General features: G+C 62.6%; 14 protein-coding genes. 3 read left to right on the top strand and 11 right to left on the bottom strand.

Annotation, left to right across the window (positions count from 1 at the left end):
* Positions 1-94: 94 nt before the first annotated feature.
* From FOM02_RS36630 to FOM02_RS36620, 3 genes are all read left to right on the top strand, one after another.
* Complete coding sequence (locus FOM02_RS36630; RefSeq protein WP_265440863.1) at positions 95-823, top strand: DAK2 domain-containing protein; 729 nt, start codon at positions 95-97, stop codon at positions 821-823.
* Positions 723-2,060 carry an FAD-binding oxidoreductase gene (locus FOM02_RS36625; protein ID WP_265442248.1) on the top strand — a complete coding sequence of 446 codons (1,338 nt, stop codon included), beginning with the start codon at positions 723-725 and terminating at the stop codon, positions 2,058-2,060. Before FOM02_RS36630 ends, FOM02_RS36625 begins: the two co-directional genes overlap by 101 nt.
* Positions 2,061-2,313: 253 nt before the next feature.
* Complete coding sequence (locus FOM02_RS36620; protein ID WP_027564471.1) at positions 2,314-5,631, top strand: AAA family ATPase; 3,318 nt, start codon at positions 2,314-2,316, stop codon at positions 5,629-5,631.
* Here FOM02_RS36620 and FOM02_RS36615 read toward each other — a convergent pair.
* The 11 genes from FOM02_RS36615 to FOM02_RS36565 form a co-directional block, all read right to left on the bottom strand.
* Positions 5,617-6,975 (bottom strand): NAD(P)/FAD-dependent oxidoreductase, encoded by a 1,359-nt coding sequence (locus tag FOM02_RS36615; protein ID WP_265440862.1) that lies wholly within the window; start codon positions 6,973-6,975, stop codon positions 5,617-5,619. The two genes, FOM02_RS36620 and FOM02_RS36615, sit on opposite strands and share 15 nt — an antisense overlap.
* A 23-nt stretch (positions 6,976-6,998) precedes the next feature.
* A complete protein-coding gene (locus tag FOM02_RS36610) occupies positions 6,999-8,315 on the bottom strand; it encodes a radical SAM/SPASM domain-containing protein (protein ID WP_027564469.1) in 1,317 nt (438 codons plus the stop codon).
* The gene (locus tag FOM02_RS36605; protein WP_027564468.1) at positions 8,308-10,059 is read right to left on the bottom strand and encodes a ferritin-like domain-containing protein; all 1,752 of its coding nucleotides are present in this window, start codon (positions 10,057-10,059) and stop codon (positions 8,308-8,310) included. The genes FOM02_RS36610 and FOM02_RS36605 overlap by 8 nt, the downstream gene beginning before the upstream one ends.
* A gap of 10 nt (positions 10,060-10,069) precedes the next feature.
* The gene (locus FOM02_RS36600; protein WP_051377672.1) at positions 10,070-11,743 is read right to left on the bottom strand and encodes a hypothetical protein; all 1,674 of its coding nucleotides are present in this window, start codon (positions 11,741-11,743) and stop codon (positions 10,070-10,072) included.
* A 38-nt stretch (positions 11,744-11,781) separates the two neighbouring features.
* Positions 11,782-13,140: an FAD-dependent oxidoreductase gene (locus FOM02_RS36595; RefSeq protein ID WP_231164411.1), complete on the bottom strand. Its 1,359-nt coding sequence runs from the start codon at positions 13,138-13,140 to the stop codon at positions 11,782-11,784.
* A gap of 863 nt (positions 13,141-14,003) precedes the next feature.
* Positions 14,004-14,783, bottom strand: coding sequence for an SDR family oxidoreductase (locus FOM02_RS36590; RefSeq protein WP_027564467.1), 780 nt, complete (start codon positions 14,781-14,783; stop codon positions 14,004-14,006).
* Positions 14,784-14,823: 40 nt separating this feature from the next.
* Positions 14,824-15,684, bottom strand: a complete 861-nt coding sequence (locus FOM02_RS36585) for a VOC family protein (RefSeq protein WP_027564466.1) — start codon at positions 15,682-15,684, stop codon at positions 14,824-14,826.
* A 14-nt stretch (positions 15,685-15,698) separates the two neighbouring features.
* Positions 15,699-17,264, bottom strand: coding sequence for a TetR family transcriptional regulator (locus FOM02_RS36580; RefSeq protein ID WP_265440861.1), 1,566 nt, complete (start codon positions 17,262-17,264; stop codon positions 15,699-15,701).
* A 1-nt stretch (position 17,265) separates the two neighbouring features.
* On the bottom strand, positions 17,266-17,580 hold the full coding sequence (locus tag FOM02_RS36575) for a non-heme iron oxygenase ferredoxin subunit (protein ID WP_027564464.1): 315 nt from the start codon (positions 17,578-17,580) through the stop codon (positions 17,266-17,268).
* Positions 17,581-17,589: 9 nt separating this feature from the next.
* Positions 17,590-18,351 (bottom strand): SDR family oxidoreductase, encoded by a 762-nt coding sequence (locus FOM02_RS36570; protein ID WP_027564463.1) that lies wholly within the window; start codon positions 18,349-18,351, stop codon positions 17,590-17,592.
* A 12-nt stretch (positions 18,352-18,363) separates the two neighbouring features.
* Positions 18,364-18,849: an aromatic-ring-hydroxylating dioxygenase subunit beta gene (locus FOM02_RS36565; protein WP_051377676.1), complete on the bottom strand. Its 486-nt coding sequence runs from the start codon at positions 18,847-18,849 to the stop codon at positions 18,364-18,366.

Raw genomic sequence — 18,849 nt, 5'->3', positions numbered from 1 at the left:
GGCGATCACGGCGAACGAAGTCCGCCACGCCGCTGACCGCGCCAGGGAGGCCGCTGCGCTTGCGCAGGACGATCTCAACGCCGCCGACGGAAAGATGGGCGACGGCGACACCGGCGTGATGCTGCGCCGCCTGTTCGAGGCCATCGCCGCCGCCATCCCCGATCAGGAGACGGATATCGGCAGCGTCTTCCAGGCCTGCGCGAAAGCCTGTGCCAGCGGCACCGGGTCGAGCCTGGGAACGCTGGTCACCGTCGCGATGATGACGCTGGCCAAGGCGACGAAGGGGCGCGGTGAAGTCGGCTGGATCGAGCTCGGCCCATTGCTGGCATCGGTCCGCGATCAGATGATGGCGCGCGGCGGGGCGATGCTCGGTGACAAGACCGTTGTCGACATGGTCGATGCAGTCGCCGTGGCGCTCGTCGACGTCAGGACGCGCAAGGAGGCCGCTGAAGCCGCGCGAAAAGCCGTCCGCGAAACGCTCGATGCGTTTCGTAACCGTCCGAACCGGCTCGGCCGCGCCCGCATGTTCGGCGAGCGCACCATGGGCTCGACGATCCCGGCATGCTCGCCTTTTCGCTCCTGCTGGTCGCCGTCGCGGCTTGATACGCGAAGGGCGCTCGTGCAGATGGGGGGAGAAAAAGGAGGCCGACATGAATGCCCATGCCCTGCTGCGCCCGGCACTCGGGACAATTGCCGAGGTCAAGACAAGGCTCGCCGAGCGCTTGGGCGCGCGGGTCTCGGCCGCGCAGGCAGTGCTCGATCAGCACAGCCATGGCGAGGGCCTGCCGGCGATCGGCGTGCCCGATCTCGTGGTCTTCCCTGAGACCAATGAAGAGGTCGCCTTCATCCTCACCCTCTGCAACGAACGTCGCGTGCCGGTGACGCCGTTCGGTGCGGGGTCATCGCTCGAGGGCCAACTCGCCGCGCTCGCCGGCGGCATATCGTTGGACATGGGCCGCTTCGACAAGATCCTGGACGTCTCGCCCGACGCGCTCGACTGCCGGGTTCAGGCCGGCGTCACCCGCGAGGCCCTCAACGCGCAGGTCCGCGATACCGGGCTGCTCTTCCCGGTCGATCCCGGCGCCAACGCCTCGATCGGCGGCATGGCCTCGACCCGCGCTTCCGGCACCAATGCGGTGCGCTACGGCACCATGCGCGAGAACATTCTCGGCCTGACCGTGGTCACGCCCGACGGCCGCATCGTGCGCACCGGCAGCCGGGCGCGAAAATCCTCCGCCGGGCTCGATCTCACGCATCTCTATGTCGGCAGCGAAGGCACGCTCGGCGTCATCACGGAAATCCAGCTCAAGCTTTACGGCCTGCCGGAGACGATCGTCGCCGCGGTCTGCCAGTTCAATTCGCTGGAGGGTGCGGTCGCCGCTGTCGTCGCGGCGCTCCAGTCCAACCTGAGGATGGCGCGCATCGAGCTGCTCGACGAGGTGCAGATGCGCGCCGCGATCCGCTATTCGAAGCTCGACTATGTCGAGACGCCGACGCTGTTCCTCGAATTCCACGGCACGCCGGCTGGCGTGCAGGAGGAGGTCGAGATGATGCAGGCGATCACGGCGGATCATGGCGGCGGCGAATTCCGGTTTGCCGAGCGTCCCGAGGATCGCAACCGCCTCTGGAAGGCGCGCCACAATTCCTACCAGGCGGTGATGGCGCTGAGCCCGGGCAAGAACAATATGGGCACCGACGCCTGCGTCCCGATCTCGGCCCTGCCGGCCTGCCTCCTGGAAACCAAGGCGGATATCGTCGCCTCTGGACTGACCGCGCCGATCGTCGGCCATGTCGGTGACGGCAATTTCCATCTCGGCATCCTGTTCGATCCCAACGACGCAGATGAGACCGAGCGTGCCGAGGCGCTCGCCTTCCGCACCTCCCGGCGGGCGATCAGCATGGGCGGCACCTGCTCGGGCGAGCACGGCGTCGGGGTCCACAAGATCGTGCACATGCAGACCGAGCACGGCGAAGGCGTCGCGTTAATGAAAGCGATCAAGCGGGCGCTCGATCCGAACGGGATCATGAATCCGGGGAAGATCTACCCGTTGATCGACTGATCTTGCTGGCGAGCACGGCAGGACTCGAAGGTGCAACCCCACCGTCATGAGCGACGCGCGCAAGGTGAAAGGGGGAAATCGAGAACTTTGGTTATTCCGAATTTGGTCGAGCAGGACTCCGGCTCCGGCGAACTTGGCCAAATCCCTCCGTATAGTATAGTGTGTCAATTGCATAAGGGGCGCTGCCAAATAGCCGACTATACCGGGTCTTCTTCGGGAAAAAGCCGTGCAAAGGCAGCACAGGAGGGGTCCTGTGGAGACCATTGGCGTATGGCTCAACCGTCTCGGACTTGGGATGTACGAGACGGCGTTCGAGGCGAATAGGATCGATCTTGAAGTCGCTACTCAGCTGTCTAACGCCGATCTGAAGGATCTCGGTGTCCGCGCACTTGGCGACCGCAAGCGTCTGCTTCAGGCCATAGCGGACCTGCGGTCGAACCGCGAGCTGCTCGGCCCCAAACAATGGGAACGCCGGCAGCTTACAGTGATGTTTTGCGACCTGAAGGGGTCGACGGTTCTGGCGACGCAGCTGGATCCTGAAGATCTGGCGTCCGTGATCGGCGCGTATCAACGCTGTTGCGCGGCGGTGATCGCCCGATATGACGGATTTATCGCGCGTTATGTGGGCGACGGGATCATCGTCTACTTCGGATATCCGCAGGCTCACGAGGATGACGCCGAACGGGCGATACGCGCCGCGCTCGCGATTGTCGAGGACGTCAGCGCGCTCGAGGCGATTCCGAACCTGCGCGTCCAGGTTCGTGTCGGCATCGCGACCGGTCCGGTGATCGTGGGAGACGATAACGACGGAATGCTCATGGAGCGCCACGGGGTCGTCGGCCAAACGCCCAATCTGGCTGCACGCCTTCAGTCCATCGCAGAACCAAATGGCCTCGTGGTCGCGGACTCCACGTACAATCTCGCCGGTCACGTGTTTGAGTGTATCGAATTGGAGCCGCTGTCGCTGGCAGGTTTCGCGACACCCATCAAGGCATGGACCGTCATCCGCGAGCGACCCTTTGCCGGCCGTTTCGAGGCGCGTCGCAAGGTTGGATTGACGCCTTATGTCGGGCGCAAAACCGAGATTGCCATGCTCACGAGCCGCTGGCATTCGGCATCCGGCGGATCGGGGCAAGTGGTATTGGTTAGCGGCGAGCCCGGCATCGGCAAATCCCGTCTCGTGCAGGAGTTTGCCGATCAGATCCAGCAGTCGCATCTGCGAACTGACTATTTCGGTTCGGAGTACTTGCGGAACAGCCCGCTCAGTCCGGTCATCGCACAGATCGAGCGCGATGCCGGGATCAGTCAAGATGATCCTGCGCTGCAGCGGCGCGAGAAACTCGAGGCTTCACTCGCACCGACGCCGGAATCCCGCGACGGCAACGCGGCAGCCGTTCTTGCGTCCCTCATTTCATTGCCGCCCGCCGCTGCAGATCCTCCTGCTCATCGGGATTTGGAAGTTCGCAAGCGACGAACGTTCGAAATCATCGTCAATCTCATGGCCGAACGAGCCACGGCCGAGCCAATTCTGGTGGTGTGCGAGGAACTGCACTGGTTCGACCCGACAACGCTTGAATTACTTGGCATCCTGATCGATCGCATCAAGACGCTTCCCGTCCTGATGATTTTGACGTTCCGACCGGAGTTTGCTTCATCCTGGCAAGGCCAGCATATCATGTCGCTTCCGCTCGAGCGACTTGACCGCAATGCGGGCGTCGTCATGGTCGACAAGATCATACAAGGCAAAACCGTACCCTCGGGAGTGCTGGACCAGATTGTCGCTCGGTCGGACGGCAATCCCTTGTTCATTGAAGAGCTCACCAAGTCAGTGTTGGCTGCAAAGCTGAGTGGCGCCACCGGCGGAGCTCTGGCAGCCGAAATCCCCGAAACGCTCCAGGACTCACTGATCGCAAAACTCGACCGGCTGCAGGGGGCCAAAGACATTCTGCAAATTGGTGCCGCGATCGGACGCGAGTTCCGCGAGGATCTGATCGCAGCCGTTACGGCCATGAGCCGGGTCGATCTCCGGAGCAAACTCGACGAACTCATCAGGGGAGACTTGCTTTATCGTCAATCGCCGCGGTCCGGCACCATCTATGTCTACAAGCACGCTTTGGTGCGAGATGCGGCCTATGAGAGCATCCTCCATTCGCGTCGTCGCGACATCCACAGGCGCGTCGCGCAGACCCTGGAGGTCCATTTTCCTGCCCTCACGCAATCCCAACCGGAGTTGCTCGCCCAGCATTGGCAACGCGACAGCGACATCCGGAAATCGATTCACTATTGGGTACGCGCCGGCAAGTGGGCAGCCGAGCGTTCGGCGCCTGCCGAAGCCGACGCGCATCTCCGCCAGGCTTTGCGTCTTGTCGAGACGCTCCCCACCGGCCCGGAACGCGACGCCCTCGAGCTCGAAATTTGCGCGCGGCTCGGTGGCGTGCTGCGGGCAGTCGAGGGGCCGGCCGGGACCGAGACCGGAAAGGCGTTTCGTCGCGCAAAGGACCTCTGCTGGCAGACCGGTGACAAGACCTTGCTCGCACCTTGTCTGGCGGGTCTGTACGGATATCACCTGGTGCGGGCGGAAAATGCCGCCGCTGGCGACGCCGCGCGCGAACTGCTGGAGCTCGCGGAAACCCGCGCCGATCGGCTTTATCGAATGATTGGCCACAGGGCCGTCGGCGCAGTGTTGTTTCATAGGGGGCACTTCGCGGAGGCGCGCCAACACCTTGAACGTTCGCTTGCCTTGTATGACCCGGTCGAAGACGGGCCGCTGGCGTTTCTCTACGGCACCGACCATGGGCAAACGGCGTCGAGTTTTCTCGCGTTTGCGCTGCGGCTGATGGGTCTTCCCGACCAAGCCAATGATCGCGAGGAATGGACGCTCGCGCACGCAAAGAAGGTCGGCCACACGTACAGCCTCGTTCAGACGCATATGTTTCGTGGTGTCCTCCGGGTAGCCTTGGGGGAGTGGAAAGCGGGCGCATCGGTAGCCCGTGAAATGCTCGAGCTGACCAAAGGACACTCCTTTCGCATGGCTGTGGCTGCCAGCGCCTTTTGTGTCGCCGCTTGTCGGCCTGCGCGCGGCCGGCTTCAGCGGCGGCTCGAGGAATTGCAGGATACGGCGGCAGATTGGTGGTCGACCGGCGCATTGAATTACCGCCCCATGCATCTGGCCCTCATTGCCGACGCACATGCGGCGGCTGGTGACCCGCTGCAGGGGCTGAAGGCGCTCGAGGAGGCTCACGCGATCGTCGAGGCAACGGACGAGCGCTGGATGGAAGCCGAACTGCACCGCCTGGTCGGCGAATTGAAAACGCTGGTCGACAAACCGCGCCTCGATGAAGCCGAAAGCAGTTTCCGCAAGGCAATCGAAATCGCCGCACGACAATCCGCACGTGTGTGGGAGCTGCGGGCTGCGACCAGCCTTGCATCTCTGTTGCAGGCGATCGGCCGCGCGGTCGAAGCCAATGCAATCCTCAGGCCTGTTTACGATGGTTTTACCGAGGGCCGAGATGGCGCCGATATGAAAAAAGCGCAGAAAATCCTGCGAAGCCTGAGCTCAAGCGTTCACTAGGATCTCACGCGCAATCATCCAGTCCAACAAGGCGTGGGCCTGCGCCGGCGTCGTCTGTCCGGACCATTCGGCGAGGATCGAAGCGGCGGGCCGCTTCGATCCGATTGCGGACAGGACGGTACCAAGGGGTACACCGCCAAGCCACGCAACTGGGCGCTCCAGTCCGGGGTGCGTCAGAGCCGTGCGACGGCGGATCTCATCGCCTTCGATGACAGGCAGCGCGATCAGCCTGGCGTTCTGCGAGAGCATCAGCTCGGGATTGTCGGAAATCCTGATCGAGGCGGCAGGCTTCTTTTCGTCGAGGGATCGCGTGCTCGAACGCGATTGCCAGAATGACGACGTATACAGGGCCTGAGAGGCATAGACTTCGGACGCATGGCGATCGTGGACCTTGACCGCTCCCTGCAGCGTCGCGCGATAGAACTCCAGGGCCGCCTCCAGGTCCGCGCGGCGCAGGATTGTGTGAATGACGGCGCTCGCCTGCAGGCCGGAACGAATGGCGGCCTGAACTCCCTGAGAGGACAGCGGATCCATTGCGAATGCCCGATCCCCAACCTTGATGGAATTCGGCGTCACCGTTTCGTTGTCCACCCGAAAGGTGGCGTCGCGGATCCGGATATCGGCAAGCGACAAACCGCGCAGAAATTCTCGAGCCAGGCGCGACTGATCGAGCAGGGTGCGGTAGAGGGTAGCGCAATCCGCCGCGCCGCGGCGCGTATACGATTGCGGGTGTATGAACACCTGCGCAGTCGCGCTGTCATGTGAAAGCGGAGCTGCCCAGAACCAGGCATGCTCGCCAGCATCGATGCACATTTCCGCCGGCGATGAGGAAACCTTGCCCTGCCAGCGACCGCAGAGTGCGATGGTCGGCGCGCCGGCCGGCCGGCAGCCGCCGCGCCGTCCCATCGCATCGACAAGGAATTGAGCCTCGACGACAAGGGCCCTCGCGTCCCGCGCGTCGATCGGAATAACCCAGCGCTCGTCGACGAAAGCGGGCCGGCGCGCCCGCGCCGGACACAGGACGGTCACGCCAGCCTTTCTCGCTGCTTCGATCAGGAAGCGGTCAAAGAGCGTGCGGTCCACGATGATCGCGGCGTTATCCTGCTGCGATGCAGCCTCGTCACGCCATCTCGCGCGCATTCGATCGCAGCGCAAATAGCCAACCTGCTCGAGTCCTTCCCAGAGGTCGAGTTGCTCAAGCGGACCACGGATCGACGATGGAAGCGCCTCGGCCGCGGGTTGCCGTGACCCATCCTGACGCTCGATGAGGCAAACTCGATACCCGAGCTGGGCCAGGCGGCGCGAGACGGTCGCCCCCGCGGGCCCCCCGCCCACAACACACACGTCTTGGATCGAGCGATGCAGGCTCAGCTCCTCTCGGCGGAAAAGAAATCAGGTCGCCGCTCCATCACGTTGACATACGTGACCAGGCAATGGTGCAGCCATCCGCGGATGAAATCACATGCCGGTCGGCCGCGGTAAATGACCTCGTGGTGGCAACCACCGCCGCACAGATAGCGGGCCCAGCACTTGCTGCACGGCTCCTGGCGATGCACGTGGCGTTCTGCGAGCCAGGCGTTTCGCTTGTCGCGTTGCAGGCCGTCCTTGACGTCGCCGAGACGTCCATTCTCGTCGTCAACGAAGCGGTGACACGCAAAGAGACCGCCCTCCGCGGATACGCCAAAATACCCGGCACCGGCGCCGCAGGAATAGGGGCGGTGTATGCCGCGGTGGATCTGGCGAAGCGCCTCGGTCATGTTCGAGAACGGGTAGCGTCGACCGGCAACCGTCTCACTCTCGAATTTGCGAGCGCAGCCAATCATCTCTTCCAGCATCGTCATGAGATCTGGCTGGTTCAATTCCAATCGTCCCGTCGGCGCGCTCAGCATCGGGGAAAAGCCGACACTGTGAAAACCCGTCGCAACGAATTCATCGAGCATGTCTTGCAGCTGGATGTTGAGCGGCGTCACGGTCACACGGGCCGAAACCTGCATGCGTTGCTGTCGGTCGAGCAACGGCTTCACTCGGGCCATGATCCTGGCATAGCTGCCGTCTCCTCCCCGGAACGGCCGTAAACGGTCATGGGTGTCACCGACGCCGTCAAGGCTCACCGTTACCGCGAAGCCGTATTCCTCAAAAAAGGACGCGTCCTCCGCGCTCAGCAGCGTTCCGTTGGTGGTGATCGAGAATCCGACGCGGATATCCCTTGCCTTGGCCTGATCTGCGGCGAAGGCGGTGGCATCACGAACGAGCGCGCGGTTAACGAGCGGTTCGCCGCCGAGAAAGGCTAGATTTACGCGTTGCCCAGGTTCTGCAGCATCGATGAGTCGCTCGATGGCGGCGCGCGCGATGGGCCATGACATGTTCCTCGGGACGCCACCAAAGTCGCCGCCCTGCGCGTAGCAATAGGCGCATCCAAGATTGCACTTTTGCGCGACAGCAAGCGACAATGCGCGGATCGGCGGATCCTGCAACGGGACATCGTCGATGTAAGGGCTTGACGCGAGCCCATAGCGTTCAAGAAGGCGCGCCACCGCGTCCTCTCCCGCCGAGACGGCCGTATCGACCTCAAGCGCAAGCTCGGAGGCGAGATCGTAGATGCGTGACCCGTCGGGCACAAGAATGTGTCGCCCGCGCTGACTGTCGAAGGCGTGCACCAAGCTGGAATGCGCCGCCTCAGTCATCCCAGAACGGCACTCCAATGCCCCTCACTTCTGCAAGGTCCTCAGCCTCGTCGCGGAACATCAACATGGTTCTGCGCGCCGCGTCGATACAGGACCGCTCGAGCTTGGAGTTCCGTTCGGCCGCGTTCGCGTATGCCTTGCCGAGGTGGCCTCGTAGTTCTTCGAACAGTTCGAGCGCGCGTTCGCATTCGGTTTGGTCGCGTCGACCGCGTATCACCTTGCGCAAATAGGGGAAACTGCCGGAGCCGCCACCATAGGCCTGCAGGATTCGCTTTATGCCGAGGAAACGCTCGTAGTGATCCGTGCCCTCGCCGTCTATGCGCAGCGCCAGTTCGTAAGCTGCGACCGGGTATTTCGTGTTTCGCAGGGTGGCGACGCAGCGGCTGTAAGCCCGGGTAATCTCGCCGCTCGGTCTCTCGAGGTCGATGAAACGATCGAGCGTCTTTGGATTGAGCGGCTCCAGCCTGCGCTCGAGGCGGAGCGTTGGATAGTTCTTTGCCAGCTCGACGATGGGCGAGTAGCGCCAGCCATTTGGGCGGATGTTGGCCCGATCGAGCTCCCACAGCATCTCGTTGGCCCATCGAAGATGTGCCATCTCCCCGACTGCGACCAGCAGAATGAAATCCCGTACCACCTTGAGATCTGCTGCAAGACCCGGCCACTTGGCGTTACGGACCTCGGCCGACTTGGGATCACGCAGCGAGAGCAGGGCATAGAGGTATTCGAGCGCCAGCGTCAGCTCCATCCTCGCCAGCTCGCTCAATTCGTCGATGAGCTCTTGATCCGAGCCGTAGGGCTGGCCTGGCTCCTCCTGTCGCGGGCGATACTCCCGCCCGATCTCGCGACCTTCCAGAACGAACGGAAGCTTTTCCCATTTCTGGTTGATCTCGTAATGATCGATCTGGAACAGCCGGTTCTGGGCGATCGTCCCGGCAGCAGGAATGGTCGAGGTCCGGTCGACCACGGATAACCAGTCGACATACACCGTGGCCGCCCCGGCCTGCTCGACCGAGCCGGGAACGTCGCGGATCACCACGTCCGGGTGGTTCGATGCCCAGTAATGACAGGCACAATCGCGGAAATCATGCGACCACGGATTGCACATCGACTCCGTGAGCTCACCCGGGCGATAGGCTAGGTCGTACAGTCCGGCCGCATTGACATATCGGCGGCGCTCGCCGACCAGCTCGTAGTAGGGCTTGGGGTCCGGCGCATCCCGCCTGATGAGGCCGATGCGCAACTCCCCCTCGGGGCTGAGACCTCGAATGAACCGCCACGCGATCTCGCACGAGTAATAATTGCCCTGCGGGTCGGTCATCGATAAACGCTTGCCGTCCTGCTCGATCCAGTCGAGATACCAGCGTCCCTTCGAAACCGCCCGGGCCAGTTTGCCATTGGCATCGTAGTCGGTGAGAAGCTTCTTGACCCAAGACAACTCGCTGGTCTCGGGTAGCATCGGGTCGTTGAGGTAGTCGATGTAGAGCAGGCGCACGCCCTGTTGATTGGGGATCGTGCCCTCCTCCGGATAGAGCGGTTTCGTCACGAACCTGAACAGAAGTCCGGGAAAGAAACGGTTGTCGAGTGTTCGAACGTCAAACTCGAGGCCCGGAAAGCAATTGGCGACACCTGACTCGAGGCGGGTATTGGCGGGATTGCCAACCACTCGCTCCAGCGCACTGTTGCTCCGCGCGGTCAGATTGCGCGGAAAGATCTTGTTCCTGGCGGAGATCTCGTTGTCACTCATGAGGATTCGCTCACGTGCTTCCTGATCCGTTCGAGCCGTCATCCGGATGGGTTTGCAGATATTTGATCAAGGCGAGGAGGGTCCGATGTTGGCGATGGCTGAGCGAAAGCGGCTGCTGGGCGGCATCGCGCATATACGGAGGCATTCGCATATCGTGGAGCTGGTCGCGGAACACCCGCGGATCGCGATACTTCGCGTTGGCATTTTCCGGCGGATCCTCCGGCAATTGTGCAACCTTGCCGAAAGGCGGCCGGACAAGCTGCTCCACGAAATCGCCGCGGGTGCTCAGCAGGTCCATGAGAGCCGCGCGGTCCTGCAGCCGTGCATGGATCAACGGCAGGGCGGTCGTGTACGGAAGCGTATCGTTCGGCGACCCCTTGGTGAAATAGGAGGGGTCTTGCGGTGCGAGTGTCGGTAATTTGTCGCTATAGGGCCGGTCCTTGGCCGTCATGCTCTCCGGGCCCGCTTTCGGCTGGTCGATGCCGGGGGTGCCGGCGTGCAACGCAAAACGAATCTTGTTCTCCAGCAGCGCTCGCGCCCGCAACGCGTCGAGATTGAACAGGCTCGCCGTCTCGAACGCGCGCTGAAACAGGTCGAGCACCTCCATCTTTGTTTCTTCCATGGCGCCATCGCCGAGATCGATCGGCAGGTCGTCGCGATCGGCAATGTCGTCGGCGATGCTGAAGACCGGGCGACGATCCGGAGAAAAATCCGGTGGACTGGTGAAGACGCGTGCGGCCGCTTGGTAGCACCGGCCTCCAAAGGCCATGGTGGCCACGATGACGGAGTCGCTGATGTCGTCGACGCAGCCCCATGAGCGATGATTGCCGACGTTGGCGCCGTCGTAGCCGTCCTGAGGCTGTGGATCTTCGAATTGCCCGTTCAGCATGATGTATGCCGTCGACCAGGGCGTCTTGCTGCTCACGATTCGATGCTGCGGCGCGACGATCTCGTGGATACGGCCGTATTCGGCACTCGGCGCTTCGAACTGCCCGGGCTGAACCTGCGGAGCCGGGGCGGAGGTGGCCTCCGCGGGTCCGTAGATGATGCCTTTGGGAGGGGTGAAGCGGACGCGCAATATGCTGCGATCGACCTCCGGTTCGTCATCGCGCAAATCGACCCGTCCTTCGACCGGGCGCAGCACCTGAAAGTGGCCGATGGGAATCGGCTTGTCGGGCGAGACCAGCGGCTCCTGTCCGGAGGTGTGCGGGCTGAACGCCAGCAGCTCGCGTCGTTCGAAATCATCGCCATTCACCACTTCCCGAGCGGTGAAACCGCAGGGCGCGTAGTCGGTCCGGCGCGCGGCCTTGCGATTTGCGGCGACGATCTCATACTGAATGTCCTTGAGCGAGGCGCCGAGTTCGGCCAGCAGCGTCGGCGTCAGCGGCTGCTCAAGCGTGCTTCCGTCCTCGACGGACTGCAGCTTTGCCCAGAGCTCGAAGAAAGGCGCGACCGGCCGGATCGCGCCGTCATCGTCCTTGAAGATGATCGAACGGGGGATGTACGGCGTGACGCTGCCGTCGGCTTCAACCTTGAGCGAGACCGCCGGCTCGATGACCGTATCGGCTTGCGCATGTGGCGAGTGGCTTTCCGTCCAGCGAAAGCTGTCCAGCGGCGTCGGACTGCTGCCGAGCCGCGCGATCGCCATCGGCGGCAGAAAGAACATCTCGAGCAGCTTGTGCATTTTCCCCCCTTTGCGTCCTCCTGCTGCAGGACCCCCCGCTAGTATGGTTCGGTTTCGATGCCCTCAGGAAGTTGCGGCAGATCGTAATGCGTCTCAGGGGTCTCCCGCGAGACGCTCTGAGCATATTGGAAGAAACTGTTCTTGTCGTATTTCAGCTTCACCGCGAGCAGCCGCTCGAACGAGCTGCCCCAATAGCGCCTGCGAAAATCCTGCTGCGTACGACGCGGATAATTTTGATAAGAATGGTCGTTGAAATACGGCGCCATCATCGCCATGAATCGATCAAGGAAGGCGATCGCGTCTTTCCGCTGCTGGTCCTCCGACATCCAAAAGACATCGAGAAACAGATTCATGTCGACCTTGCGGTGAATGAATGCGTTCGAGGTTGCCGGTATCTCGTTGATGCGGCCGCCATAGGGCTCGATACAGACAAGGCTCGAACGGTTCGGGCTCGTCAGGAACACGCCGATGATGTGCGCCCAATCCTCGGCGTCCAGTTTTTTGTCGATGTAGCCGCACTGCTTTTCCTCCCGGGCGAGATCGGGGACCTGCGGCAGACCGGGCGGACTCTCGATCAACTTCAGGTCGAGGTCGGCATATCGGCCGACGCCGAAGTCCGTGTAGACAGGACCAAGACGCCGCAGCGAGTCGATCGCAAATTCGCCGTCCCGCTGCGGTCCCAGGTACATGCCGCGCATCACCACACAAGGCGTCTCGTCTTGCCAGGCCAGGAACGTCATGAATCCGAGCTCGGGAGGTGCCCCGGTCTGCATGTAATTGGCCTGCATTTCAGCGAGGGCGGCGGCGGCATTCTTGATGCCGTCCCTGCTATCGATCGACCATCGCAGCCCAAAACCCCATACGTCGCCGAGCTCATGCAGGTTATAGGTCACCTGCAGCAGAATACCGAAATTGCCGCCGGTGCCGCCACGAACCGCCCAGAACAGATCGGCATTCTTTTCGCTGTTGGCGACGACGATCGTTCTGTCGGCGAGCATCACCACGATCTCGTGCACATTGTCGCAATTCATGCCGAATTTGCGTGCGGTGAAGCCATAGCCTCCGCCCTGCATGTAGCCTGCGATGCAAACATCGCCGCAGCCGCCGCTCGGCACATGCAGGTTGTACATCTTGAGCGCGGCGTTGAGGTCGCCGATCGTGGCTCCGGCACCGACGATGCCACGCCTCTCCTTCGGGTCGACCACGACATGTTTGATCCGGCTTGTGTCGATGAGCATACCGCTGTTGACGGAAAATCCGGCCGTGCTGTGTCCTCCGGAGCGGATGGTCACCCGAAGATCGTACTTCTGCGCAAATTCGAGGCATCGTCTCGCATCTTCGAATATCTCGCAAAAGACGATCAGCTGCGGAAACTCCTGAACCGCAAGGAGCGTCATCTGGCGATCTCGGTGATAGGTCAGATCGGTCGGCAGCACGACCGTTCCGTGGATCGCCTTTTGAAGGTCCTTTACGTCATCGACGCTGAAGCGCTGATCGAGAGGAATCGGCTTCTGCGCGCGCAAGGCCCGCAGCGTGTGAGCATCCTTGTCGCTGAAGAGAAGGTCGACCGAGGGCAGCGCATCCCAGCCAGCTACCCTGAGTTCTGCATCCTTGCGCTTCTTGCTTTTCCACTTCATCCCGCCCCCTCTGCACTGCGCCAAAATGATGAGCGCGCCCTAACAGCGAAGGCGCAAGGCCATGACGGTACAGGCCGGACACACTTTATGGATTGATTTCGTAAGGCCCCGTTCGCTCATTGTGGAGCGGCCGCGGGTCCATTGCAAATTTTGATGGGCTTGTGGACTCGAACAGATCCCAACGGTCCAAATGGTCAGGTGCATTGCTCGCGGCCTCGGATCGGCGGGCATTTTTCGGCTAGAACCATATTGCACGCGGCATTCTTGAAGTTGTGAAGTACTTCACATAAAGCCTAATTAATCATCCGGTTTAGCCCTTGGTCCGCGTCGGAGGATCAACAACATGGAATGGATTTGTGTTTGGGACGGCGACGTTTGGCCGGCTAAGTCGCCGTCAACAGGCAGTCAACGACGCATTATGAGCGTGCGACGAACACCCATTTCGGCCGGAAAACTCCGGTGATGCGATCTGTAAGTCATTGATTGTCCTCAGCCCGTGGCTGACTCTCTAATCAGCGGGTCCGAGGTTCGAGCCCTGGTGCGCCCACCATTTCCTGCAAGGCTTACCGCGGTTCGTGTCAGAACGGACCGTTTGGCTGGAAGCCGCCGAGGGCATATCGGCTTCAAAATGTGCCGGGATAGGCCCCGCCGTCGATCAGAATATTCTGTCCAGTGATGTAGCTCGCCTGAGCTGAACACAGGAAGGCGCAAGTCGCCCCGAACTCGTCCGGATGGCCGAACCGCTTGCTCGGGTTGCTGGCACGGACTTCCTCGGTGACCTCTGCGACGCTCCTTGACGAGTTTCGGGCGAGTGCCGTGAGATTGGATCTCAGCCGGTCCGTGTCGAACGTCCCCGGCAACAGGTTGTTGACGGTCACGTTGTGCTCGGCGACGGACCGTGCGAGGCCTGCGATGAAGCCCGACAGTCCACTTCGCGCGCCGTTCGATAGCGCGAGCATCGCGACCGGCGCTTTGACTGCGTGCGACGTGATGTTGACGATGCGGCCGAATTTGCGCGCGACCATCCCATCGATGGTGGACTTGATCAGCGCGATGGGCGCCAGCATGTTGCCGTCAAGCGCCCTGATCCAATCGTCACGCTCGAAGCTCCTGAAATCGCCCGGCGGCGGTCCACCGGCATTGTTGATGAGAATATCGGGCCCAGGGCAGCTCGACAGGATGGCATCGCGTCCCTCGCGGCTCGTGACGTCCGCAAGGACTGTTTGAGGCCGGTTGCCGGTGGCCAGCTCGATCTCTCGCGCAGCACTGTCGAGGACCTCGCGTCGCCGGGCGACGATCACGACATCGACACCCTCGCGGGCCAGCGCCATGGCGCTGGCTTTTCCAAGGCCCTGGCTCGCCGCGCAGACGATGGCCTTGCGGCCCCGCAATCCCAGATCCATGTGTCCTCGTCGGATGTTGCTGCGACCGCAGCGTGATTTGCTACTTGTTGGGAAGTGTCATGCCGGCGGGCTTGGAGCCCCACATGCAAAAGCTCGTCGGCTCGAACCCGAACTGGCGTGGGCGGTGCGTTGCCTCATCCTCGATTTCATCGACGCCTACCGAATATTCGAAAATCATCCCGTCTGGTCCTTTGAAATAGAGGAAGCGGGCCCCCGACGTCGGATGGCGCCCCGGGCCGAACACGATCGGCACGCGCCGTTCGTTGAGGAAGTGGTAGGAGCGCAGCACGTCGTCGCTGCTCTCGACCTGGTGATTGATGTGCTGGATGCCGGCTTGCGGGGCGCGGACCAGCGCGATGGTGTGATGGATGGCGTTGACGCGCATCAGCGGGATGTCGCCGATTCGATCGCTGACGCGGGCGTTGCAGATCTGGGTCCAGAATCGCTCGTCGCGCGCCGGATCGGTCGAGTTGAGGCCGACGTGGCTGAAGCCTGTGATACCCGCGTCGCGGCTTGCGAAGTAACGACGACCGCTGCGCTCCGGCCGCACCACCAGCTCGATGTGGTTGCCGCTGGGGTCACGGAAGCCGATGAACGCTTTTACCTTGCGCCGGTCTGCCTCCTCCGCGGTTCCCGCGTGGACGCCGTGGCCGAGCGCTTCGAGCGTGGCCGCCGCGTTCTGGAGACTTGCCTCGTCATCGACCTCGAAGCCGACCGTCTGGTCCTTCGGATTGCCTTCCGAGTAACACAGCGTGTGCGAGCGGTCGTCGGATCGAAGGTAGAGATCGGCCTTGCCGCGTTCGGCGATTTGCAGGCCGAGGCAAGCGGTGGCGAATTGCTCGGCCTGCTCGAGATCCGGTGATCCCAAGCGGACATAGCTCACATCCTTCAGCTGGATCATGCCTCTCTCCTCGGTTAGCTCTGCGCGCCTAGTTCGGAAACGCCCTTGCTTTCGCTGCCCCAATTGCAGAGTGAGCTTGCTGTGGGCGGGAATTGCCGGGGAGGGCGCGGCCTGCCGCCGGCCTCGGCTGTGCCGGTGACGTAAGACAGGATCAGGCCATCGGGCCCTTCGACATGAAGGAAGATCTGTTGCGAGGCCGGCTGCCGACCGGGGCCTTGTACGATCTTCACCTGGTTTTCCTGCATGTAGTAGCTGTTCTGCATGATCTGATCGAGCGCCTCGACCTCGAAGGCGGCGTAGAGCAGCCCGGGCCGCTGCGAGGGATAGAGCGCGATGCGATGGTGAAGATGGTCGATACGCAAATAGGCGATGTCGCCGACCCAATCGGCCACCTCGGCGCCGAGCAGACGCCAGAAGGCGAGATCGCGCGCGTGGTCGATGCTGCGCAGGCCGACGCCCTGGAATTGCACGATGCCGGCATCGCGCGGCGGAAAATAGCGACGGCCGCTCCGTGTCGGGCGGGTCACAAGATCAATGCGATTTCCGGAGGCATCGTCGGCAAGCAGGGCTGATTGCACATATCGCTGCTGGCATTCGTCCGGGCTTGCCGGTCTCACGGCAAAGCCCTGTGCACGCAGCCGTTCCCCGATCTCCTGGAGCGCTGCATCGTCCCAGGCCTCGATGCCGATGCTGGCGCCATCGGCTTGATCGCGGCTGAGGCTCACGGTGCGAAACCGGTCGTCCGAGCGGAAGGCGACCTCGCCGTCCTGACTCGCGACTTGCTGCAGGCCGAAGATCTCGGAGACAAAGCGCGCGCAGGCCTGCGGCTCCTTGACCGCGTAGCGGACGTAGCAGACCGACGTGATCAATGGCTTCGTGCCGTTCAACGCGGCGATCATCGCAGCCGACCTCGCTTTTGCTCGGCTTCGATGAAGATCCTGATCATCTGGCGCCAGAGCCCGAACAGATGGTCGAACCATTTGGGATCGTTGTCCCAGAGCGTTCGCAATGCCATGCCGCGGACGACACCGAGGGTGAGTGCGACGATATCGGCCGCGACGGCTGCGGGAACACCGCCCGCCACCAGCGCCTCGGCCCAGGCCGCTTCGACCGGACGGCGCGCCTTTGCGTGAGATGTCGAGGATCTGTTTGCGGACCGCCTGGTCGGTGGAGGTTGAGAGCACGATATCGATCGCCACCATGAAGTGCTCGCTGAAGAAGAATTCCCTGGCGTCGGCGATGACGGCCTCGATCAGGTCGCGTGGCCGGTTCACCGCGGCGGCGCGGCAGCGGCTGAGGATCTGTGCTTGCTCGAACACATATTCGAGCGTTGCGACGACGAGGGAATCCTTGGTCGGGAAGTGATGGAGCTGGGCGCCACGGGAGACGCCGGCTTCGGCGGCGACCTCGGCAGTGCGAAATCGCGCATAGCCACGACGCCGGATCAGGTTGGCCGCTGCCTTCAGGATCCGCAGCCGCGTCTCAGCGGTCCGCTCGGCCTGGGTCCGGCGGCGCGGCGGCGCCAGCGATCGCCGTGCCGTCTTGAGCGGGGCAGGAGCGCGATTGGGTCGGGACGGCATGTCAAACCTCGATCTGGACTTTCCCGTCCGCGACCGTGACGGGATAGGTCTTCAAGGGAATCTCGCAGGGCATGCCGGTGGGCTCGCCCGTGGTGACGTCGAAGGTTCCGAAGTGGAAGGTGCATTCCACGATCTTGCCGTTGATGAGACCTTCCTCCGACAGCGAAGCCTCGCCATGGGTGCACATATCGGCCGTGGCGTAGATCGTGCCGGCCACGCGATACAGGGCGACGTTGGTGCCGTCGGGCAGGGGAGCCTGCTTGATTTCGCCTTCGACGACCTCGTCGGCAGCGCAGAGAATGACTGTTTCGGCCATGGCGAGAACCTAGAGCATGGTGCTGCCGCCATTGACGCTGATGACCTGGCCGGTCACGAACGACGCTTCGGCGGACGCGAGATAGGAGACCATCGAGGCGACTTCCTCCATTTCGGCTGGCCGCCCCATCGGGATGACGCTGACGAATTTGGCAGCGAGTGCCGGGTTGCTTTTGGTGATGGCGACCATCTGCGGCGTATTCACCGCGCAGGGAGCAACCGTGTTCACGGTGATGCCGTCCCGGGCGAACTCGCGCGCCATGCCGGTTGTGAGGCCGTGCACGCCGCCCTTGGCCGCGTTGTAGGCGGCATGATCCCAGAGGCCGTTGCGCACGGAATCGGCACCGAGATTGATGATGCGGCCATAGGCCTGCTTACGCATCACCGGCACCGCGTACCAGGAGCACCACAGCACGGTCCAGAGATTGCGATCGATCGTCGTTTTCAGCGTCTCCGGCGTATGTTCCGCGAACGGCTTGATGATGCCGCCGCCGGCATTGTTGACGAGGATGTCGAGGCGGCCGAAGCGTTCGCAAGCAAGCCGGATGGTCCTCTCGGCGGTGCCTTGCTCCGCGAGATCACCGGCTCCGCTCGCGACCTCCACGTCGAACTCATGGATGAGACGAGCCGACGCCTCCTTCAGCCCGGCCTCATCGAGGTCGGCGAGGATCAAGCTCGCGCCGTCCCTGGCAAGCCGCTCCGCGATCGCAAGGCCGATGCCCTTTGCGGCCCCCGTGACCACGGCAACATTGTTCTTGAGCTTCCTGTCCACGATCGAACGTCCCTAGAGGATGATGCTGACGCGCCCTTGCGTGCGCAGCCCTTCGCTGTCGAGCAGGCAGCGCTTCTCCTTGATGCGGAGGCGCCCATTGTCGGTAACCAGCCGATACCGGTTGCTGCCGAAATAGGTATCGGTGACGCCATCCTTGGTGCGATAGGTGATGAAGGCGGCGGCGACCTCCATCTCGCTGTCACCGCGGCTCCGGATCCGCACATTGCTGACCAGGTGCCGCGTCCGCGAACGGGGAAATTCGGCGTGCGCGGTACGCTTCATCAGGCGCTTGACGCGTTCGCTGAGGCGAAAGCGGTCATCGGCCACGTAAAACAGGTTCTTGTCGGGCGAGGAGTCCGCGGGAACGTCGGTGGATGGTACGTAATAGATGGCGTCGTCCGTGAACAGTTCGAGCCATTCCGGCAACCGCCATTCGTCAAGCAGTTCGGCCTCGGCGAACAGGAAATCCTCGACGTCGTCTCGGGTGATATTCTGCAT

This window comes from Bradyrhizobium sp. SEMIA (assembly GCF_014844175.1).
GTDB lineage: Bacteria > Pseudomonadota > Alphaproteobacteria > Rhizobiales > Xanthobacteraceae > Bradyrhizobium > Bradyrhizobium arachidis.
This window is presented reverse-complemented; position numbering and strand designations above follow the sequence as displayed.

Bases quoted from the DNA above. Each gene is read 5' to 3' on its own strand.
- FOM02_RS36630 (WP_265440863.1), top strand. From the start codon at position 95: ATGGGCGACGGCGACACCGGCGTGATGCTGCGCCGCCTGTTCGAGGCC.
- FOM02_RS36610 (WP_027564469.1), bottom strand. From the start codon at position 8,315: ATGACTGAGGCGGCGCATTCCAGCTTGGTGCACGCCTTCGACAGTCAG.
- FOM02_RS36605 (WP_027564468.1), bottom strand. From the start codon at position 10,059: ATGAGTGACAACGAGATCTCCGCCAGGAACAAGATCTTTCCGCGCAAT.
- FOM02_RS36600 (WP_051377672.1), bottom strand. From the start codon at position 11,743: ATGCACAAGCTGCTCGAGATGTTCTTTCTGCCGCCGATGGCGATCGCG.
- FOM02_RS36595 (WP_231164411.1), bottom strand. From the start codon at position 13,140: ATGACGCTCCTTGCGGTTCAGGAGTTTCCGCAGCTGATCGTCTTTTGC.
- FOM02_RS36590 (WP_027564467.1), bottom strand. From the start codon at position 14,783: ATGGATCTGGGATTGCGGGGCCGCAAGGCCATCGTCTGCGCGGCGAGC.
- FOM02_RS36585 (WP_027564466.1), bottom strand. From the start codon at position 15,684: ATGATCCAGCTGAAGGATGTGAGCTATGTCCGCTTGGGATCACCGGAT.
- FOM02_RS36580 (WP_265440861.1), bottom strand. From the start codon at position 17,264: ATGCCGTCCCGACCCAATCGCGCTCCTGCCCCGCTCAAGACGGCACGG.
- FOM02_RS36575 (WP_027564464.1), bottom strand. From the start codon at position 17,580: ATGGCCGAAACAGTCATTCTCTGCGCTGCCGACGAGGTCGTCGAAGGC.
- FOM02_RS36565 (WP_051377676.1), bottom strand. From the start codon at position 18,849: ATGCAGAATATCACCCGAGACGACGTCGAGGATTTCCTGTTCGCCGAG.